Origin of the sequence: Streptomyces sp. NBC_01288 (assembly GCF_035982055.1) — a bacterium.
Taxonomy (GTDB): Bacteria; Actinomycetota; Actinomycetes; order Streptomycetales; family Streptomycetaceae; genus Streptomyces.
In genome coordinates this window covers 1,049,621-1,065,577 of the sequence record NZ_CP108427.1, presented here as the reverse complement: position 1 = coordinate 1,065,577, position 15,957 = coordinate 1,049,621, and the positions used below count along the sequence as shown (strand labels likewise).

Sequence of the window (15,957 nt, the reverse complement as noted above, 5' to 3'; positions counted from 1 at the left end):
GGTAGAGGGATCGTTCAGTCGAGCGGCGCCGTCCGCACCCACGGGCGCAGTTTCTCCAACTCCTCCGCCAGCTCCAGCAGCGCCGCCTCCGACCCCGGCCGCCCCACCAGCTGTACGGCGCAGGGCGCGCCGGAGGGCAGGGTGCCGAACGGGACCGACATCGCGGGCCAGCCGGTGAGGTTCCAAGGGGGCGTCAGCGGCGAGTAGTTGGTGTTCGCCAGCACATTGCGCAGCCAGCCCCGCTCGTGCCACGGCCCGGCCTTGGGGGAGCGGCGGGCCAGCGCCGCCGTCAGCAGGATGTCGTGCTCGGCGAAGAACGGCGCGAGGCGCTCCCGCAGCCGCTCCCGACCCTTGCCGGTACGGACGCTCTTCACGAATCGCCTTCCGATCGCCGCGTGCACCCGGGTCCGCCGCGTCAGCTTCCGCGGGTCGAGCCCCGCCGCGTCCACCGAGGTGCCGGCCGTCCAGTGCGCGAGCGAGGTGGTGCTCAGCGACAGCGGATACGGCGGATCGGCGCGCTGCACGGTGTGGCCCGCCCCGTTCAGCAGTCCGGCCGCCTCCCGTACGGCGGTCGTATACGGCTTGCTGATGGCCACTCCGGCGAGCGGGCTGCGCACAGAGGCGGCGACTTTCCGAGGGGTCGGCTCGTCGGGGCGTACGACCTCGATGTCCGCGATGACCGAAAACATCAGCCGGGCGTCCTCGACGGTCGTCGCCAGGGGTCCGTTCTCGGACATTCCGAACCAGTCGCCGTCGCCGATTCCGGCCGGGACGACCCCGAACCCCGGCTTGATGGTGACCAGGCCGCAGTTGGCCGCGGGGATGCGCAGCGAGCCCATGCCGTCGTTGCCGAGGGCGATCGGCACCATGCCGGCGGCTACGGCGGCCGCACTCCCGCCCGATGAACCGCCCGCCGTGCGGGTCGTGTCCCAGGGGTTGCGGGAGGTGCCGTGGACGCCCTCGGTCGTACCGAAGATGCACAACTCGGGCACGTTCGTGAGTCCGACGACCACCGCGCCCGCCGCCCGTAGCCGGGCCACGGTGATGTGGTCGTGGTCGGCGGGGGTGTCCGGGGTCGCGGCGGAGCCGACCCGGTTGGACTCGCCGGTCACCGGGAGGTTGTCCTTGATGGCCAACGGCACGCCCGCGAGGGGGAGTTCGGCCAGATCGGCCCGCGTGCCCACCTCGTCGGCCTCCGCGAGCGCAGCCTCCGCCCGCACCACCCGGAACGCGCCGATCCGCCCGTCGAGCCGCTCGATCCGGGCGAGATGCTCGGCCACCACCTCGCGGGGCGTGACCCGCTTCTCGCGTACGGCGGTGGCGATCTCGACGGCGGTACGGCCGACCCAGCTGGTCACGGGCGCGCTCCTTCTCACTACTCGCGAGTATGTAGGGAGAACTGTGCCTCGGCCGGGGCGGTGCGTCGAGAGGCTGCCGTCGTGGAAAACCGGGGCTGCTGGTTGTGGGTAGCAATGGGTTGCCGTTCTTGGACATTCGGGCCCGTCTTGTTGGACTTTTCGCGGGGCGGGACCGGGCTGGTGTCGCCTGACCTGCTGGTCATCCGATCAATGGCCTAACTTGACCCTTCCCGGCGCCCATTGACAGCCCCTGAGCGCGGTTCAATCATCAGCCGTCCGATCAATCGCGACCGGTGGAGTGGCATGTCTGAGCGCAGGAAGAGACGGTTCCGGTTCGTCGGCTTCGCGGCGGTGTTCGCACTGCTCGCCGCACCCACGGTGCCGGCGGTCGCGGTCCAGCAGGGGCGGGCGGTGCCGGTGACCGTGCCCGCGCTGTCCAACTGGGCGCCTCAACCCGGGAGTTACGACTTCGGGCCCGGGACCCGACTTGTGGCCGACAGCAAGAGTGAACGCGAGGTCGCCGACACTCTCGCCGACGACCTCAAGGCGGCCGGTCACGGAACAGTGCCCGTAGCGCGGGGTGGTGCCGCCCGGGCCGGCGACATCGTGATCGAAGTCCGGCCGGGCAAGGGCTCGTTGGGTACGGAGGGCTATGAACTCCAGGTAGGCAAACGGCTGTCGGTGACCGGCGCGACCGAGACCGGCGCCTTCTACGGCACCCGGACCCTCCTCCAACTCCTCGCGCAGGGCGACCACATACCGGCCGGACGCACGGTCGACGTGCCGCGCTACAAGGAGCGTGGGGTCGGTGTCTGCGCCTGCTACATCCACATCTCCCTGCCCTGGCTGGAGAACCTGGTGCGCGAGATGGCGTACCACAAGCTCAATCAACTGCTCCTGGAACTCAAGGTGAAGAGCGCCGCGCACCCGGAGGCGAACACCTGGGGCTACTACACCCCGGACGAGATGCGCCGCCTCGTCGTGCTCGGCGACAAGTACCACGTCGAGATCATTCCGGAGATCAACTCCCCGGGCCACATGGACCCGTGGATAGAGAACCGCCCCGATCTCCAACTCACCGACAGCGACGGCAACAAGCAGCCCGCCCGGCTCGACGTCACCCAGCAGGCCGCGTTCGACTACTACACGAGCCTGATGGACGAGTACGCGCAGGTCTTCACCGCGACGTCCTGGCACATGGGCGCCGACGAGTACATGCTCGGCTCCGACTACTCCAAGTACCCGCAGATGCTGCGCTACGCTCAGGAGAAGTACGGTGCGAACGCCACCCCGCAGGACGCGTACATCGACTTCATCAACCGCGTCCAGGCGTACGCCGCGAGCAAGGGCAAGAAGCTGCGCATCTGGAACGACGGACTCACCGGCGCCAACACCGTGCCGGTGGCGGCGGGCACGACGGTCGAGCACTGGCTGAACGTCACCGAGAAGCCGAGCCAACTCATTGCCGAGGGCTACCCCTTGATGAACGCGGCCTACTCCCTCTACCTCGTCCGCGGCGGCTTCCACAGCGACACCGAGGGCCTGTACGACCAGAGTTGGGACCCGCGCAGCTTCGAGGGCGAGAAGCTCACCTCCAGCGGCGGCATCACCGGCGCGAAGATCAGCCTCTGGCCCGACAACGGACGTGGCGAGACCGAGAACGAGGTCGCGGTCGACACCGAGCCCGCGCTACGACACCTCGCCCAGGCGACCTGGGGCGATCCGCACCCTGACGCCACGTATGCCGAATTCAGTGCGCGGGGCACGGCAGTTGGGCACGCTCCTGGCTGGCGGGACCTGACACGGGTGCCGGTGGCTGACGGGACGTACACCTTCCGGACGTCGGGCGGGACTTCCGCTGCCACCACCCCTTCCGCCTCCATCGACGCCGAGGTGCAGCGCACGCCGGACGGCTACGTGACGGTGCGGACCGCCGACGGCTGCCTTGAGGTGCAGGGCGGCAAGCTGACCCTCAACGTGCCGCTCCAGCCCGGGATGTCGGCGACCCCGCAGCCCTGCAATGCCACGAACACCATGCAGCGCTGGGAGTTGGTGCCCACAGCGGGCGGCTACCGACTCGTCAACGCGATCACGCAGATGGCGCTGAGCGTCGCGGACGACGGTCGGCTCGTGCAGTACCCGCCGGACCAACACCAGCCCGTCACCTGGCACTTGACCGCCCACTGAGCAACCAGAGGAGTCCCACCCCATGGCCCTCTCCAGACGCCTCTTCGTCCTCTCGGCCACCGCGCTCGCCGCGACCGCCGGCACCGCCACGGCATCCGCTCTCGCGGCTACCCCGACCCCGTCCGGCTCCCGCTCCCGCATCCCCGTCAGTCCCGACGACACGGAGGCCGAGCTGGTCCGCAAGGCCTCCCAAGTCCGGCCCACCGCACGGCAGGTGGCCTGGCAGAAGCTGGAGCGGACGGCGTTCCTGCATTTCGGCGTGAACACCTTCACCGGTCTGGAGTGGGGGACCGGTGACGAGGACCCGAACGTGTTCCAGCCGACCGGCCTCGACACCGACCAGTGGGCCCGCGCCCTGCGCGACGGCGGTTTCAAGCTCGCCATCCTCACCGTCAAGCATCACGACGGCTTCGTCCTGTACCCCTCCCGCTACACCGACCACACGGTCGCGTACAGCAGTTGGCGTGCGGGCCAGGGCGACGTACTGCGCTCTTTCGCCGACTCCATGCGACGGTACGGCCTCAAGGCCGGCGTCTACCTCTCGCCCGCCGACGAGAACCAGTACCTCCACGGCGTCTACGCCAACGGCAGCGCACGTGTCACGCGCACGATCCCGACACTCGTCGACGGCGACGACCGCACCCCGGACGCCTTCTACCCGCTGGACGCCACCGACTACGGCGCCCACATGCTCAACACCCTCTACGAAGTACTGACCGAGTACGGCCCGATCGACGAGGTCTGGTTCGACGGCGCCCAGGGCCGCATCCCGCCGGGCCACGTCGAGGACTACGACTGGGACAGCTGGTACACGCTGGTCAGGTCGCTGGCCCCGGACGCGGCGATCGCCGTGACAGGGCCGGACGTGCGGTGGGTCGGCAACGAGGGCGGCATCGCGCGCGAGGACGAGTGGAGCGTTCTCCCGGTCAAGGAGGAGCAATACGGGCGCACGGACTGGGCGTTGTCGTACGACACCCCCGACGAGGGCAGCCGTGGCGCCCTCGTCTCGGCGCAGCCGAACACCGACTACCTCCAGTGGTGGCCCGCCGAGTGCGATGTGTCGATCCACGACGGCTGGTTCTACCACCCGGACCAAGTCCCCAAGACCGTCGACGAGTTGATCGACATCTACTTCGGCTCGGTCGGCCGCAACGCGGTCCTGCTGCTCAACGTGCCGCCGGACACGGACGGCCTGCTGGCGGCCCCGGACGTGGCACGCCTGCGCGAGTTCCGCGAGCGCGTGGACCGGGAACTGCCGGAGGACCTGACGCGCGGGGCCCGGACGGCCGTCTCACCGGGCCGGGTCACCGTCGACCTCGGCACCGAACAGGCCGTCGACCGCGTCCGGTTGGCGGAGGACACAGCGCGCCACGGCCAGCAGGTCGAGGCCTTCGTGGTCGAGGCGTACGTCGACGGGGCCTGGACGGAGGTCACCCGCGCCGGAACGATCGGCGCGAGCCGCATCCTGTCGCTGGTCGCGCCTGTACGCGCCCGGCGGTGGCGAGTTCGCGTGACGGCGGCCCGGGACGCTGTGAAGATCGCGGAGTTCGGGCTGTACCGGTCGCGGGTCTGAGCGGCGGTCGGAAACCGCCTGCGCTCACATCTCGCTGAGGAGCTTCTCCAGGAAGGTCACCGACTCGGGGGCCGGTGAGGCCACCATGCTCAGCCGGTCCATGACCGCGAGATAGCGGTCGACCTCTTCGGGCTTGTCCAAGTAGAGGGCGCTGGTGAGCTGTTCGAGGTAGACGATGTCCGGCAGGTCCGGAACCGGGAAGCGCAGCACGGTGATCGGACCGCCGGCGGCGGCGTGGCCGCCCACGTGGAACGGCAGCACCTGGAGGGTGACGTTCGGCAGGGCGGCCGTCTCGATGAGGTGCCGCAGCTGCTCGCGCATCACGTCCGCTCCGCCGAGCGGACGACGCAGCGCGGCCTCGTCCACCACGACCCACAGTTTCGGAGCGCCGGGCCTGGTGAGCAACTCCTGGCGGGTCATGCGGAGTTCGACGCGGCGCTGGATCGCGTCCGGGGTGTCGACGGGACGGCCGAGCCGGATGACGGACTCGGCGTACCCGGCGGTCTGCAACAGGCCCGGGATGAACTGCACTTCATACGTGCGGATGAGGGAGGTGGCCTCTTCCAGACCCAGGTGCTGCTCGAACCAGGTCGGGAAGGCGTCGCCGTACGCGCGCCACCAGCCGGGTTCGTTGGCGCGGCGGGCGGAGGTCAGGAACTCCTCACGTACATCCGGCTCTTGGAGGCCGTACAGGGTCAACAGGTCGGCCACATCGCGCTCCTTGAAGCCGACGCGGCCCAGCTCCATGCGGCAGAGCTTGGCGTCCGAGGCGCGTATCGCCGATGCGGCCGTGTCCCGGGTGATGTTGAGGGACTCGCGCAGGCGGCGCAGGCGCGTGCCCAGCATGATGCGCTGGACCGTCGGACCGCCGCGCTGAAGGCTCAGCACGTCCGAACCCGAGGGAGCGTATTCCGGTTGAGCTGAAGTCATGTTCATCCCCTCGGCGGTCGCGCCGATACCGTCCGCAAGTTTTCGGGACTCAAAAGAGGATCGTAGCACCGAGGTTCCGGATAACTGCGGGGAGTGAAGGAGCCGGAAGGTGCCGGCCTGTGTTCCGGCGCCTTCCGGCCGATCCGCGGGTTTGCCTGACCTCAGCGGCCGGGGAGTAGGCCGTCGAAGTCGCCGTCCTTCACACCGCGGACGAACGCGGAGATCTCGGCGCTGGTGTAGACGAGCGCCGGACCTTCGGGGTGGCGCGAGTTGCGTACGGCGACCTGACCGTCGGAGAGCGCGGCCAACTCGACGCAGTTTCCCTCAGGGTTGCTGTGGTGGCTCTTGCGCCACTGCGCGTCGCTCAGCAGGGTCGCCGACATGCCGTTCGCGTGCTCTATGTGAGGCCTCATCGCTCCCCCGGAAGATCGAATGCAATTGCAGCTTCAATTGCATCCATTGGTGATGTGCAGGACGATAGCCCTCGGCCGGGCCGCTCGCAAGATCGTCTGCAATTGCAGCGGTAATTGCCGATGCACTTGCGTTCGCAGGGGCAGGCGGAGGACGATGCTCCGGACGGGTGTAGTCCGCGCAGTTGTTCTCTCCCAGGGGTCTCAGGGGTCGCGATGTCCGCAGAGCAAGTCGTACGACCGGTCGACACCCTGCGGATCGAGGGGACTTGGGAGTGGCTGTGCCGGGCCGTCGACCAGGTGGGCCCGCCCGAGCCGGGGCAGACCGTCACCCTGCTCCCCGCCGTCGGCGACGGGCGCGACCCCGCTCTCTGTTCCGTCCTGGTCGTGCCGCCGATGCCTCAATCGGCCCAGGTGGCACGGGACTTCACCCGCGCGGCGCTCGCCGACCGGGTCGGGGACGAAGTCGTCGACGATGTGACGGTCACCGTGTCGGAACTGGTGAGCAACGCGCTGCGCTACGGCCGGGCGCCCAACTCCGGTGCGGAGCCGCAGCCTTCACTGTGGCTCGCGGTGTGGGACCGGCTGCCGTACGCGGTGTGCGCGGTCACCGACGACAGCGATCGCATACCCGTGGAGGGGCACCCCGACGAGTTCGCCGAGTCCGGGCGCGGTCTCCAGGTGGTCTCCGCACTGAGCGAGTCGTGGGGCTGGAACCTGCGGGCTGGCGGCGGGAAGACGGTCTGGGCGCTCTTCCGGATCTGACCCGGGACACACACGCCTCTGGCGAGAGCGGCATGGGGAAAGAAGGAGGGGCACCGGTAACTCCGGTGCCCCCTTCGGTGTTGGTGCTCAGACCTTGCGGCCGATGCCGCAGATCGCGTCCACGTCGGACGGGTCGCGGCCCACGTCGACCGGCTCCGGGTGCCACTGTGAGGTGGGCACGATGCCGGGCTCGATGACCTCCAGGCCCGTGAAGAACGCCTCGATCCGCTCGGGGCCGCGCAGGTGGTACGAGCTGGCCGAGTTGGCGTTGTACACCGAAATCGCCTGGTTCAGCGCCGAGTTGGTGTCCGTGCCGTCGCTCAGCGCGAGGTAGCTGCCCGGGGGCAGGGCGTCCAGGAAACGGCCCACGACGGACTCGGGCTCGTCCGAGTCCGGGATCTGGCCCAGGATGCCCAGCATCGTCAGCGCGATCGGCTTGCTGAAGTCCAGTGTCTGCGCGGCGACTTCCAGGATCCGCTCGGGGTCGCGCACATCCGCTTCGAGGTAGGCGCAGGCGCCTTCCGGGGTGCTGGTGAGCAGCGCCTGGGCGTGCACCAGCACCAGCGGGTCGTTGTCGACGTACACGATGCGGCTCTCGGGCGCGATGCGCTGCGCGACCTCGTGCGTGTTGTCGACGGTGGGCAGGCCGGTCCCGATGTCGAGGAACTGGCGGATGCCCGCCTCTTCGGTGAGATAGCGCACCGCCCTTACCAGGAAGCGCCGTTGGAGGCGGGCGAGCAGGGCGATGTCCGGGAACATCTGGACGATCATCTCGCCGGCCTCGCGGTCGGCGGCGTAGTTGTCCTTGCCGCCCAGGAGGAAGTTCCACACACGGGCAGAGTGCGGCCGGTCGAGCTGAAGCCGGTCGGCCAGCGGGTCTTCGGAGGTCATGGGCAAAGCCTCACACGAAGTACCGGGCGGTGTCCGGTGATTCGGACTCGAAACGGGGGACACACCCCCTTTCATGCCCGTGCCGCTCCGGTGCTGTCCCGTTCGATGAGCCGCGGCACCGGCACCCGTACCGTGCGCGCCGGTCCGCCGTCCAGCAGAGCGGTCAACTCCCGGGCGGCCGTACGGCCGAACTCCACACTGTCCCGGGACAACGCCGACAGCCACGGCCGGACCATGCGGCACAGTGCGGAGTCCTCCCAGGCGACCACCGACACGTCCGCCGGTACGGAGAAGCCGAGTTCGGTCGCGGCGGCCACCCCGGCGACGGCCATCACGTCGTTGTCGTAGATCAACGCCGTTGGGGGAGCGGGGACTTCGAGGACCCGGCGGGTGACGGCGGCGCCGGCCGCGTCCGAGTAGTCGGTGGTCACCGAGTGCACCTCGGTCAGTCCGCGGCGGGCGGCCTCGGCGCGCAGGGCGCGGATACGGCGCTCGGTGTGCGCGAGGCCGGGCAGGCCGGCGATGTGCACGATGCGACGGTGGCCGCGCGCGGACAACTCGTCCACGACGGAGGCCATCGCGCCCGCGTCGTCGGCCCACACCGTCGACAGGCCGGGGTGCCGTTCGTCGGGTGCGCCGCCGATCACCACGGCGGGCAGGCCGAGTTCGTCGAGGAGGTCGGGCCGCGGGTCGGCGGTGCGCGGGTCGGCCACCAGGACGCCGTCCACGCGGTGTTCGGCCCACCAGCGCCGGTACACCGCGCACTCGTCGTCGACGTCCTCGGCCATCTGGAACAGCAGACCGAGATGCCGTTCGGCCAGCACTTCCTGGATGCCGGAGACGAGTTGGAGGAAGAAGGAGTCGACGCCGAGGGTGTCCGCGGGCCGGGCGAGGACGAAACCGACCGTCGCCGCGCCCTCCCCGGACAGTGCCCGCGCCGCCGTGCTGGGCCGCCAGCCCAGTTGCTCCGCGACCCGGCGGACCCGGTCGCGGGTGATCTCGGAGACGCCGGGCCGGCCGTTGAGCGCGAAGGAGACCGCGCTCTCGGACACGCCGGCGCGCTGCGCGATGTCCTTCATCGTCGGCCGACGCGCGGGCGACCGCTTGCCTGACAAGCCCGCTCTCCATTCCGCAGGTGCCGCGCACTAATGCGCTTGAGTCCGCACACCCTAAAGCGCATTAGTGATCCACGCAAGAATGCGAACACACCTCGCTGACCAGTGCAGTTGTCCAGAACCGGCCAACTAATGAATTTAGCTGAGCGGAATCCATTGACTCGCCCGCCGGAGAGCGTGCAAGGTCTGCCCCGGCACGATTGGCCAACCCCCACTGCAAAGGAGCCACTCGCCGTGCGCATCTCCCGCAGAGTCTTCGCCGCAGCAGCCGCCGCCGTCGTCCTCATGCCGCTGAGCGCCTGCGGTTCCGGGGGAGACGACGGCGGATCGACCGACGCCTCGGGCAAGGTCGAGGGCGACATCACCTTCCAGACCTGGAACCTCCGCGCCAACTTCAAGTCGTACTTCGAGGGCGTCATCTCCGGCTTCGAGAAGAAGTACCCCGGCACCCACGTGAAGTGGATCGACCAGCCCGCCGAGGGCTACGCCGACAAGATCAGCGCGGACGCCGCCGGCGGCACCCTGCCCGACGTCGTCAACGTCTCCCCGGACCTCGTCGCCCCGCTCGCCAAGGCGGGCCTCGCGCTCGACCTCGACAAGTCGGCCGCGAAGTACAAGAGCGAGTACCTGCCGGGTGCTTGGGCCAGCCACGAGATACCGGGCATGACCGGCACCTACGCCTTCCCCTGGTACCTCAACACCGGCCCGCTCTTCTACAACAAGTCCCTCTTCGAGCAGGCCGGACTCAACGCCGACCAGCCGCCGAAGACGTACGACGAACTCTTCGCCCAGGCACTCCAGTTGGCGAAGAAGACCGACGGCAAGGTCGCCACCCTCGCCAACGTCCCCACCGTCGAGGACTTCGGCCGCTACGGCGTCGAGCTCATGAACAAGGCGGGCACCGCCTTCGCCTTCAACGACGCGAAGGGCATCGAACTCCTCACCAAGTACAAGGAGTTGTACGACGCGAAGGCCCTCGACTCACAGGCGCTCACCGCCACCCCCGAGTCGTCCGGCAAGAAGTTCCTCACCGGCGCCGTGGCGATGAACCCGGGCAGCGCCCTGGACCTCGACAACTTCAAGAAGCAGGCGCCCAGCCTGTACAAGAACATCGGCATCACCGACCAGATCACCAGCACCGGGCACGTCAACATGTACGTGATGGGCGTGATGGTCAACTCCAAGACCAAGCACACCCCCGCGTCCGTGGCCTTCGCGCACTACGTCACCGACGCCCAGCAGCAGATGTCGTTCGCGAAGAAGGTCGCCATCTTCCCGAGCACCGCCGGTTCCCTCGACGACCCGTACTTCACCAAGGAGGACGGCACCGACGAGACGCGGGTGCGGATCGCCGCCGCCAAGTCCCTGAAGAACGCGGTCAATTACACCCCGGTGCTGTTCAGCGAGCAGATGAAGACCGCCCTGCGCAACGAGGTCGCCAAGGCGCTCCAGGGCAAGGAGAGCCCCAAGACGGCTCTCGACAACGCTGTCAAGCAGTGCGACACGCTGCTCCAGCAGGAAGGCTGAGAGTCCCCATGGCCGACGTGTCCCGCGTGCGGCGCCAACTGCCCACCAGTCCCTGGCTGTTCGCCGCCCCCGGGCTGCTCGTCGTCGGCGCCTTCGTGCTCTACCCCTTCGGCTCCACCGTGATCAACTCCTTCACGGACCGGCGCACCCTGATCCCGGGCCACTTCGTCGGCTTCGCCAACTTCCGCGAGCTGTGGCACGACGACATGTTCTGGACCGGCCTGCGCAACAGCACCCTGTACATCGTCGGAGTGGTGCCCGCACTCGTCGTACTCCCGCTGCTGCTCGCCCTGTTGGTACAGAAGAACATCCCCGGCATCACCTTCTTCCGATCCGCGTTCTACACGCCGGTCGTCGCGTCCATCGTCGTGGTCGGACTGATCTGGGTGTGGCTGCTGGACGAACGGGGCCTGGTCAACTCGCTGTTGGAGACGATCGGCGTCGGACAGATCGGCTTCCTCAGCGACCAGTGGCTGCTCCTGCTGAGCGCCATGGCCGTCACGGTCTGGAAGGGCCTCGGCTACTACATGATCATTTATCTGGCCGCGCTCGCCAGCGTGCCGCGCGAACTGCACGAGGCCGCGTCGGTCGACGGCGCGGGCGCGGTGCGCCGCTTCTTCACGGTGACCGTGCCCGCCGTCCGCTCCACGATGGTGCTGGTGGGCGCGCTGTCCTCGGTCGCCGCCTTCAAGGTGTTCTCCGAGGTCTACCTGATGGCGGGCCCGAGCGGCGGACCGGCCGGCGAGGACACCACCCTCGTGATGCTCGTCCAGCGCACGGGTACGGGACTGACCGGCCGCGTCGGATACGCCTCCGCGCTCTCGGTCGTCGTCTTCGTGGTCACCGTCGCCCTGATGCTGCTCGTGCTGCGGGCCGACCGGAAGGAGGACGCTTGAGCGTCATCGAGCGCACAAGGCCCGTCCAGGAGACGGCGGTTCGCGAACCCCGCATCACCGACGAGCACGGCCGCCGCATCCGCGTCTGGGAACTCGCGCTGCGCTACACGCTGTTGCTCATCGTCCTCGCCATCACGATCGGCCCCTTCGTGTGGCAGCTCTCCACCTCGCTCAAGGGCCCGACCGAGGACATCTACAGCTCACCGCCGACCTTCCTGCCCGAACACCCCACGCTGCACAACTACAAGCGGGTCGCCGACACCATCCCCGTCTGGGACTACGCCTTCAACTCACTGAAGGTCGCCACCGCCAACGTCGTGACGAACTGCGTCGGTTCGGCCCTCGCCGGGTACGCCCTGGCCCGGCTGCGCTACCGGGGCCGACGCGTGGCCACCCTCGTCTTCATCCTCGCGATGCTCGTGCCGGTGGAGGGCATCATCATCGCCCAGTTCACCACCATGCGGGAGCTGGGCCTCAACAACACCCTGATCGGCGTGGTCCTCCCGGGCTGCGTCGGCGCGATGAACGTGCTGCTGATGCGCAACGCCTTCCTCAACCTGCCGTACGAGATAGAGGAAGCGGCCTTCGTCGACGGCGCCAACGTGTGGCAGCGGTTCCTGCGGATCGCGCTGCCGTCCGTGAAGGGGACCATCGCGGTCGTCGCGATCTTCGCCTTCATGGGCGCCTGGGACGACTTCCTGTGGCCGCTCATCGTGCTCAGCGACCCGTCCAGGTTCACGCTCACCATCGGCCTCAACTATCTGCACGGCACCTTCGCCAACGACGAACGCCTGGTGGCCGCCGGCACGGTCATCGCCGTGGCACCGCTGATCGCCCTCTTCGCCTGCCTCCAGCGGTACTTCTTCCGGGGCGTCGGCGACGGTGCCGTCAAGGGCTGAGACCTACGCGCGCCGACTTCCCCCACGTACGCACTACAGAACCAGGATCCCGATGTCTTCTGCCGTGCGCTTCGGCGTCAACTACACGCCCAGCCAAGGGTGGTTCCACCACTGGCTCGACTTCGACCTCGACTCCGTACGCGCCGACCTCGACTCGATCGCCGAGCTGGGCCTCGACCACGTCCGTGTCTTCCCGCTGTGGCCGTACTTCCAGCCCAACCGGACCCTGATCCGAACCAGGGCCGTGGAACAGCTGGTTCAGCTCGTCGACGCGGCCGGTGAACGCGGGCTCGACGTCAACGTGGACGGTCTGCAAGGGCACTTGAGCAGTTTCGACTACCTCCCCGCGTGGACCCGGACCTGGCATCGGCGCAACCTCTTCACCGACCCCGACGTCCTCGACGGCCAGGCCGCCTACCTGCGCACGCTCGCCGCCGCCCTCGCCGACCGCCCCAACTTCATCGGCATGACCCTCGGCAACGAGGTCAACCAGTTCTCGGCCGGCCCGCATCCGGACCCCGACCGGGCGACCGAGGACCAGATCGACGCCTGGCTGGCGCGGATGCTCGCGGCCTGTTCGGAGGGCGCGCCCGGCAAGCCGCATCTGCACGCCGAGTACGACGCGACCTGGTACCAGGACGACATGCCGTTCACCCCGGCCCAGGCCGCCCGGCACGGCGCGATGACGGCCGTGCACTCCTGGGTCTTCAACGGCACCGCCCAACGCCACGGCCGTAGTTCGGTCCCCTCCGAGCACCACGCCGCCTACCTGATCGAGCTGAGCAAGGCATGGGCCGAGGAACCGCACCGGCCCGTCTGGCTCCAGGAGGTCGGCGCGCCCCAACCGCTCGTCCCCACCGAGCACGCGGCCGACTTCGCCTCCGCGACGATCGCCAACGCCCTTGACTGCCCCGACCTCTGGGGCATCACCTGGTGGTGCTCGCACGACGTGTCCCGTGACCTCGCGGACTTTCCCGAACTCGAATACGGGCTGGGCCTGTTGACCAACGACCGCCAACCCAAGGACATCGCACTGGTGTTGGCGGAGGCGGCCCGCGAGCCGACGTACGAACCCGCCGTCCGCACCACGGCACTCGTCGTGCCCGCCGATCCGGCGGTCCGCTCGGTCTGCGGTCCCGGCGGGCCGGTCTTCGCCGCCTACTTCCGGCTCGTCGCCGACGGAGCCCGCCCGGCGACCGTCCTCGACGTACGCGCGGACGACAAGGAACACCTCGCCGCGCGCGGCATCACCGAAGTCGTCACTCCCGAACAGGTACTCCCCACCCCACAAGGAGGCACCAGCTCGTGACCGCCCAAGGTCCCACCAGACGCACCGTCCTGCTCGCCGGCGCGGCGGCCACCCTGCTGCCCCAACTGCCCACGCCTGCCCTCGCCGCCGCGCAGGCCGCCGCCAACACCGTGCAGCCGTACGCCAGTTACTGGTACCCGGACTCCCTGCCCTCCGGCACCCCGGGCACCGGCATCACCTGGAACAGCCTGAAGACCTGGACCGCCGCCACGGACGCGGACCTCGCTTTCAACGCGGCCGCCGTCCCCCTGGCCGCGCGCTTCACCCCGACCCCGGCCAACAGCACCGCCCGCTCAGGGCAGGCCCGCATCCAGTCCCTGGTCTCCTTCGGGCCGACGTCGAGCAATCCCTCCCAGGGCGCGGCCACCGCCGACTACTACGCCCTCACCCACTGGTCCTACCTCGACGAACTGGTCTTCTGGGGCGGCTCGTCCGGCGAGGGCATCATCCTCGCCCCCAACGCGCCCATCGTGGACGCCGCCCACCGGCACGGCGTCCCCGTCCTCGGCAACATCTTCCTGCCGCCCGTCGCCTACGGCGGGCAGCTCCAGTGGACCCGCGACCTGGTCCAGAAGGACTCCGACGGGCACTACCCGCTGGCCGCCCAACTCGTCGCGGTAGCCGCCGCGTACGGCTTCGACGGCTGGTTCGTCAACGCCGAGACCAGCGGCGGGAACACCGCCCTCGGCATCGACATGCAGGGATTCGTCGCCGAGTTGAAGTCCCTCGCCGCCGCGCAGGGGCAGCGGGTGACCTGGTACGACGCGATGACCGTGAACGGGACGGTCAGTTGGCAGGGTGCGCTGAACTCCTCGAACCAGGCGTTCTTCCAGGCCGCGAACGACATGTTCATCGACTTCCGGTGGAGCACGAGCACGCTGGCCGCGTCCGGGACCAAGGCGGACGGGCTCGGGCGCAGCCGCTACGAGTTGTGGGCGGGCGTCGATGTCGAGTCCAACGGGTCGAGCACGTCGGTGAGTTGGGACGCGATGGTGCCGACGACCAAGGCGCACATCACGTCGATCGGGTTCTACCGGCCGGAGTGGACCCGCAACCACCTGCCCGCGAGCCGTACCCCGGGCGACTTCCACGCGGCGGACGACCGTTTCTGGACCGGGCGTTCGCTCGACCCTTCGCTGCCGGACAGCACGGACACCTGGCGGGCGCCGGCCGTGTCGGTCGCGGACCGGTCGACGGTGGGCGGCGCACTGCCGTTCGCGAGCGTCTTCAACACCGGGCACGGGCTGCGCTGGTACGAGGACGGGGTGGTCACCTCGGACGTGGCATGGAACCACCTGGGGCTCCAGGACCGGCTGCCGTCCCGTCGATGGGTGGTGCGGACGACGGGGCAACGGCCCACGGTGACCTTCGACTTCGCGGACGCCTGGCGGGGCGGCAGCAGCGTGCTGGTCTCGGGTGTACTCGATCAACCGGCGACGGTGGATGTGTACGGTTCACAGCTGCCGATCGGTGATGACACGGTGGTCGACCTGACGTTCCGCACCGGCAGTGGCAGCGGCAGTGTGAACGTCGAGCTGGCAGTCGCCACGGACGAGCCGAGTTCGGCGGGGTCGACACCGCCGTACACCTATCTGCCTGTGAACTCGGTTAACGGCGTGCGGGCTGTGACGGATGTCAACGGGTGGCAGACGGTGACCGTGCCGCTCACAGGGCTCTCCGGAACTCTGCATGCGATCGGCGTACGGCTCACCGCGGCCGATGCGAGCGGGAGCATTGTGAACTGGCGGCTCGGTGGCCTGGCTGTTCGCGATGTCAACGACACCCAGCCGCCCGCGGACCCTGCCAACCTGGGGATCACCGCCGCCACCGGGGGCGACCTGCGCTTCGCCTGGGACGCCGCGCCCGGTGCGGTGCGTCAGTACACCCTTCACCGGCTCCTCCCCGACGGCACCCGGCGCTTCCTCGGCGGCACCTGCCAGCGCGCCTTCTTCGTCGGAGGCTTGCAGGCCGAACAGGGCGAGCAGCAGGCGTGGTTCGAACTGCGCGCGACAGGGGAGCTCTACACAGCGTCGGCCCCCGTGACCGTCGCGCACACCTGGTAGCGCCCGCCTGGCAACAGCCGTGACCCAACCCGCA

General features: G+C 69.2%; 13 protein-coding genes. 8 read left to right on the top strand and 5 right to left on the bottom strand.

Annotation, left to right across the window (positions count from 1 at the left end; translation table 11 throughout):
* Positions 1-14: 14 nt before the first annotated feature.
* Positions 15-1,358, bottom strand: coding sequence for an amidase (locus OG194_RS04870; protein WP_327399586.1), 1,344 nt, complete (start codon positions 1,356-1,358; stop codon positions 15-17).
* A 303-nt stretch (positions 1,359-1,661) separates the two neighbouring features.
* Between OG194_RS04870 and OG194_RS04865 the strand changes: the two genes are divergently transcribed.
* On the top strand, positions 1,662-3,545 hold the full coding sequence (locus OG194_RS04865; RefSeq protein WP_327399585.1) for a family 20 glycosylhydrolase: 1,884 nt from the start codon (positions 1,662-1,664) through the stop codon (positions 3,543-3,545).
* A 22-nt stretch (positions 3,546-3,567) separates the two neighbouring features.
* On the top strand, positions 3,568-5,118 hold the full coding sequence (locus OG194_RS04860; protein ID WP_327399584.1) for an alpha-L-fucosidase: 1,551 nt from the start codon (positions 3,568-3,570) through the stop codon (positions 5,116-5,118).
* Positions 5,119-5,142: 24 nt separating this feature from the next.
* Here the strand turns inward: OG194_RS04860 and OG194_RS04855 are convergent, their stop codons facing one another.
* Both OG194_RS04855 and OG194_RS04850 read right to left on the bottom strand, forming a co-directional pair.
* Positions 5,143-6,048: a helix-turn-helix domain-containing protein gene (locus OG194_RS04855; RefSeq protein WP_327399583.1), complete on the bottom strand. Its 906-nt coding sequence runs from the start codon at positions 6,046-6,048 to the stop codon at positions 5,143-5,145.
* A gap of 161 nt (positions 6,049-6,209) precedes the next feature.
* A complete protein-coding gene (locus OG194_RS04850) occupies positions 6,210-6,461 on the bottom strand; it encodes a DUF397 domain-containing protein (protein ID WP_033279071.1) in 252 nt (83 codons plus the stop codon).
* A 213-nt stretch (positions 6,462-6,674) separates the two neighbouring features.
* Between OG194_RS04850 and OG194_RS04845 the strand changes: the two genes are divergently transcribed.
* A complete protein-coding gene (locus OG194_RS04845) occupies positions 6,675-7,223 on the top strand; it encodes an ATP-binding protein (protein ID WP_327399582.1) in 549 nt (182 codons plus the stop codon).
* 87 nt (positions 7,224-7,310) lie between these two features.
* Here the strand turns inward: OG194_RS04845 and OG194_RS04840 are convergent, their stop codons facing one another.
* Both OG194_RS04840 and OG194_RS04835 read right to left on the bottom strand, forming a co-directional pair.
* Positions 7,311-8,114 carry an SAM-dependent methyltransferase gene (locus OG194_RS04840; RefSeq protein WP_327399580.1) on the bottom strand — a complete coding sequence of 268 codons (804 nt, stop codon included), beginning with the start codon at positions 8,112-8,114 and terminating at the stop codon, positions 7,311-7,313.
* A 71-nt stretch (positions 8,115-8,185) separates the two neighbouring features.
* On the bottom strand, positions 8,186-9,193 hold the full coding sequence (locus tag OG194_RS04835) for a LacI family DNA-binding transcriptional regulator (protein WP_327406978.1): 1,008 nt from the start codon (positions 9,191-9,193) through the stop codon (positions 8,186-8,188).
* 270 nt (positions 9,194-9,463) lie between these two features.
* On the opposite strand from OG194_RS04835, the gene OG194_RS04830 reads away from it, so the two are divergent.
* From OG194_RS04830 to OG194_RS04810, 5 genes are read left to right on the top strand one after another with little or no spacing between them, the layout of a single operon-like run.
* Complete coding sequence (locus tag OG194_RS04830) at positions 9,464-10,756, top strand: ABC transporter substrate-binding protein (protein WP_327399579.1); 1,293 nt, start codon at positions 9,464-9,466, stop codon at positions 10,754-10,756.
* Positions 10,757-10,764: 8 nt separating this feature from the next.
* Positions 10,765-11,652 (top strand): carbohydrate ABC transporter permease, encoded by an 888-nt coding sequence (locus tag OG194_RS04825; protein WP_327399578.1) that lies wholly within the window; start codon positions 10,765-10,767, stop codon positions 11,650-11,652.
* Positions 11,649-12,551, top strand: coding sequence for a carbohydrate ABC transporter permease (locus OG194_RS04820; protein WP_327399577.1), 903 nt, complete (start codon positions 11,649-11,651; stop codon positions 12,549-12,551). Before OG194_RS04825 ends, OG194_RS04820 begins: the two co-directional genes overlap by 4 nt.
* A 52-nt stretch (positions 12,552-12,603) precedes the next feature.
* A complete protein-coding gene (locus OG194_RS04815) occupies positions 12,604-13,860 on the top strand; it encodes a glycoside hydrolase 5 family protein (protein ID WP_327399576.1) in 1,257 nt (418 codons plus the stop codon).
* Positions 13,857-15,923, top strand: a complete 2,067-nt coding sequence (locus tag OG194_RS04810; RefSeq protein ID WP_327399575.1) for an endo-beta-N-acetylglucosaminidase — start codon at positions 13,857-13,859, stop codon at positions 15,921-15,923. The genes OG194_RS04815 and OG194_RS04810 overlap by 4 nt, the downstream gene beginning before the upstream one ends.
* The last annotated feature ends 34 nt before the right edge of the window (positions 15,924-15,957 follow it).

Excerpts from the sequence above, each read along its gene's own strand:
- OG194_RS04835 (WP_327406978.1), bottom strand. The coding sequence starts at position 9,193 with ATGAAGGACATCGCGCAGCGCGCCGGCGTGTCCGAGAGCGCGGTCTCC.
- OG194_RS04855 (WP_327399583.1), bottom strand. The coding sequence starts at position 6,048 with ATGACTTCAGCTCAACCGGAATACGCTCCCTCGGGTTCGGACGTGCTG.
- OG194_RS04845 (WP_327399582.1), top strand. The coding sequence starts at position 6,675 with ATGTCCGCAGAGCAAGTCGTACGACCGGTCGACACCCTGCGGATCGAG.
- OG194_RS04860 (WP_327399584.1), top strand. The coding sequence starts at position 3,568 with ATGGCCCTCTCCAGACGCCTCTTCGTCCTCTCGGCCACCGCGCTCGCC.
- OG194_RS04815 (WP_327399576.1), top strand. The coding sequence starts at position 12,604 with ATGTCTTCTGCCGTGCGCTTCGGCGTCAACTACACGCCCAGCCAAGGG.
- OG194_RS04850 (WP_033279071.1), bottom strand. The coding sequence starts at position 6,461 with ATGAGGCCTCACATAGAGCACGCGAACGGCATGTCGGCGACCCTGCTG.
- OG194_RS04825 (WP_327399578.1), top strand. The coding sequence starts at position 10,765 with ATGGCCGACGTGTCCCGCGTGCGGCGCCAACTGCCCACCAGTCCCTGG.
- OG194_RS04865 (WP_327399585.1), top strand. The coding sequence starts at position 1,662 with ATGTCTGAGCGCAGGAAGAGACGGTTCCGGTTCGTCGGCTTCGCGGCG.
- OG194_RS04840 (WP_327399580.1), bottom strand. The coding sequence starts at position 8,114 with ATGACCTCCGAAGACCCGCTGGCCGACCGGCTTCAGCTCGACCGGCCG.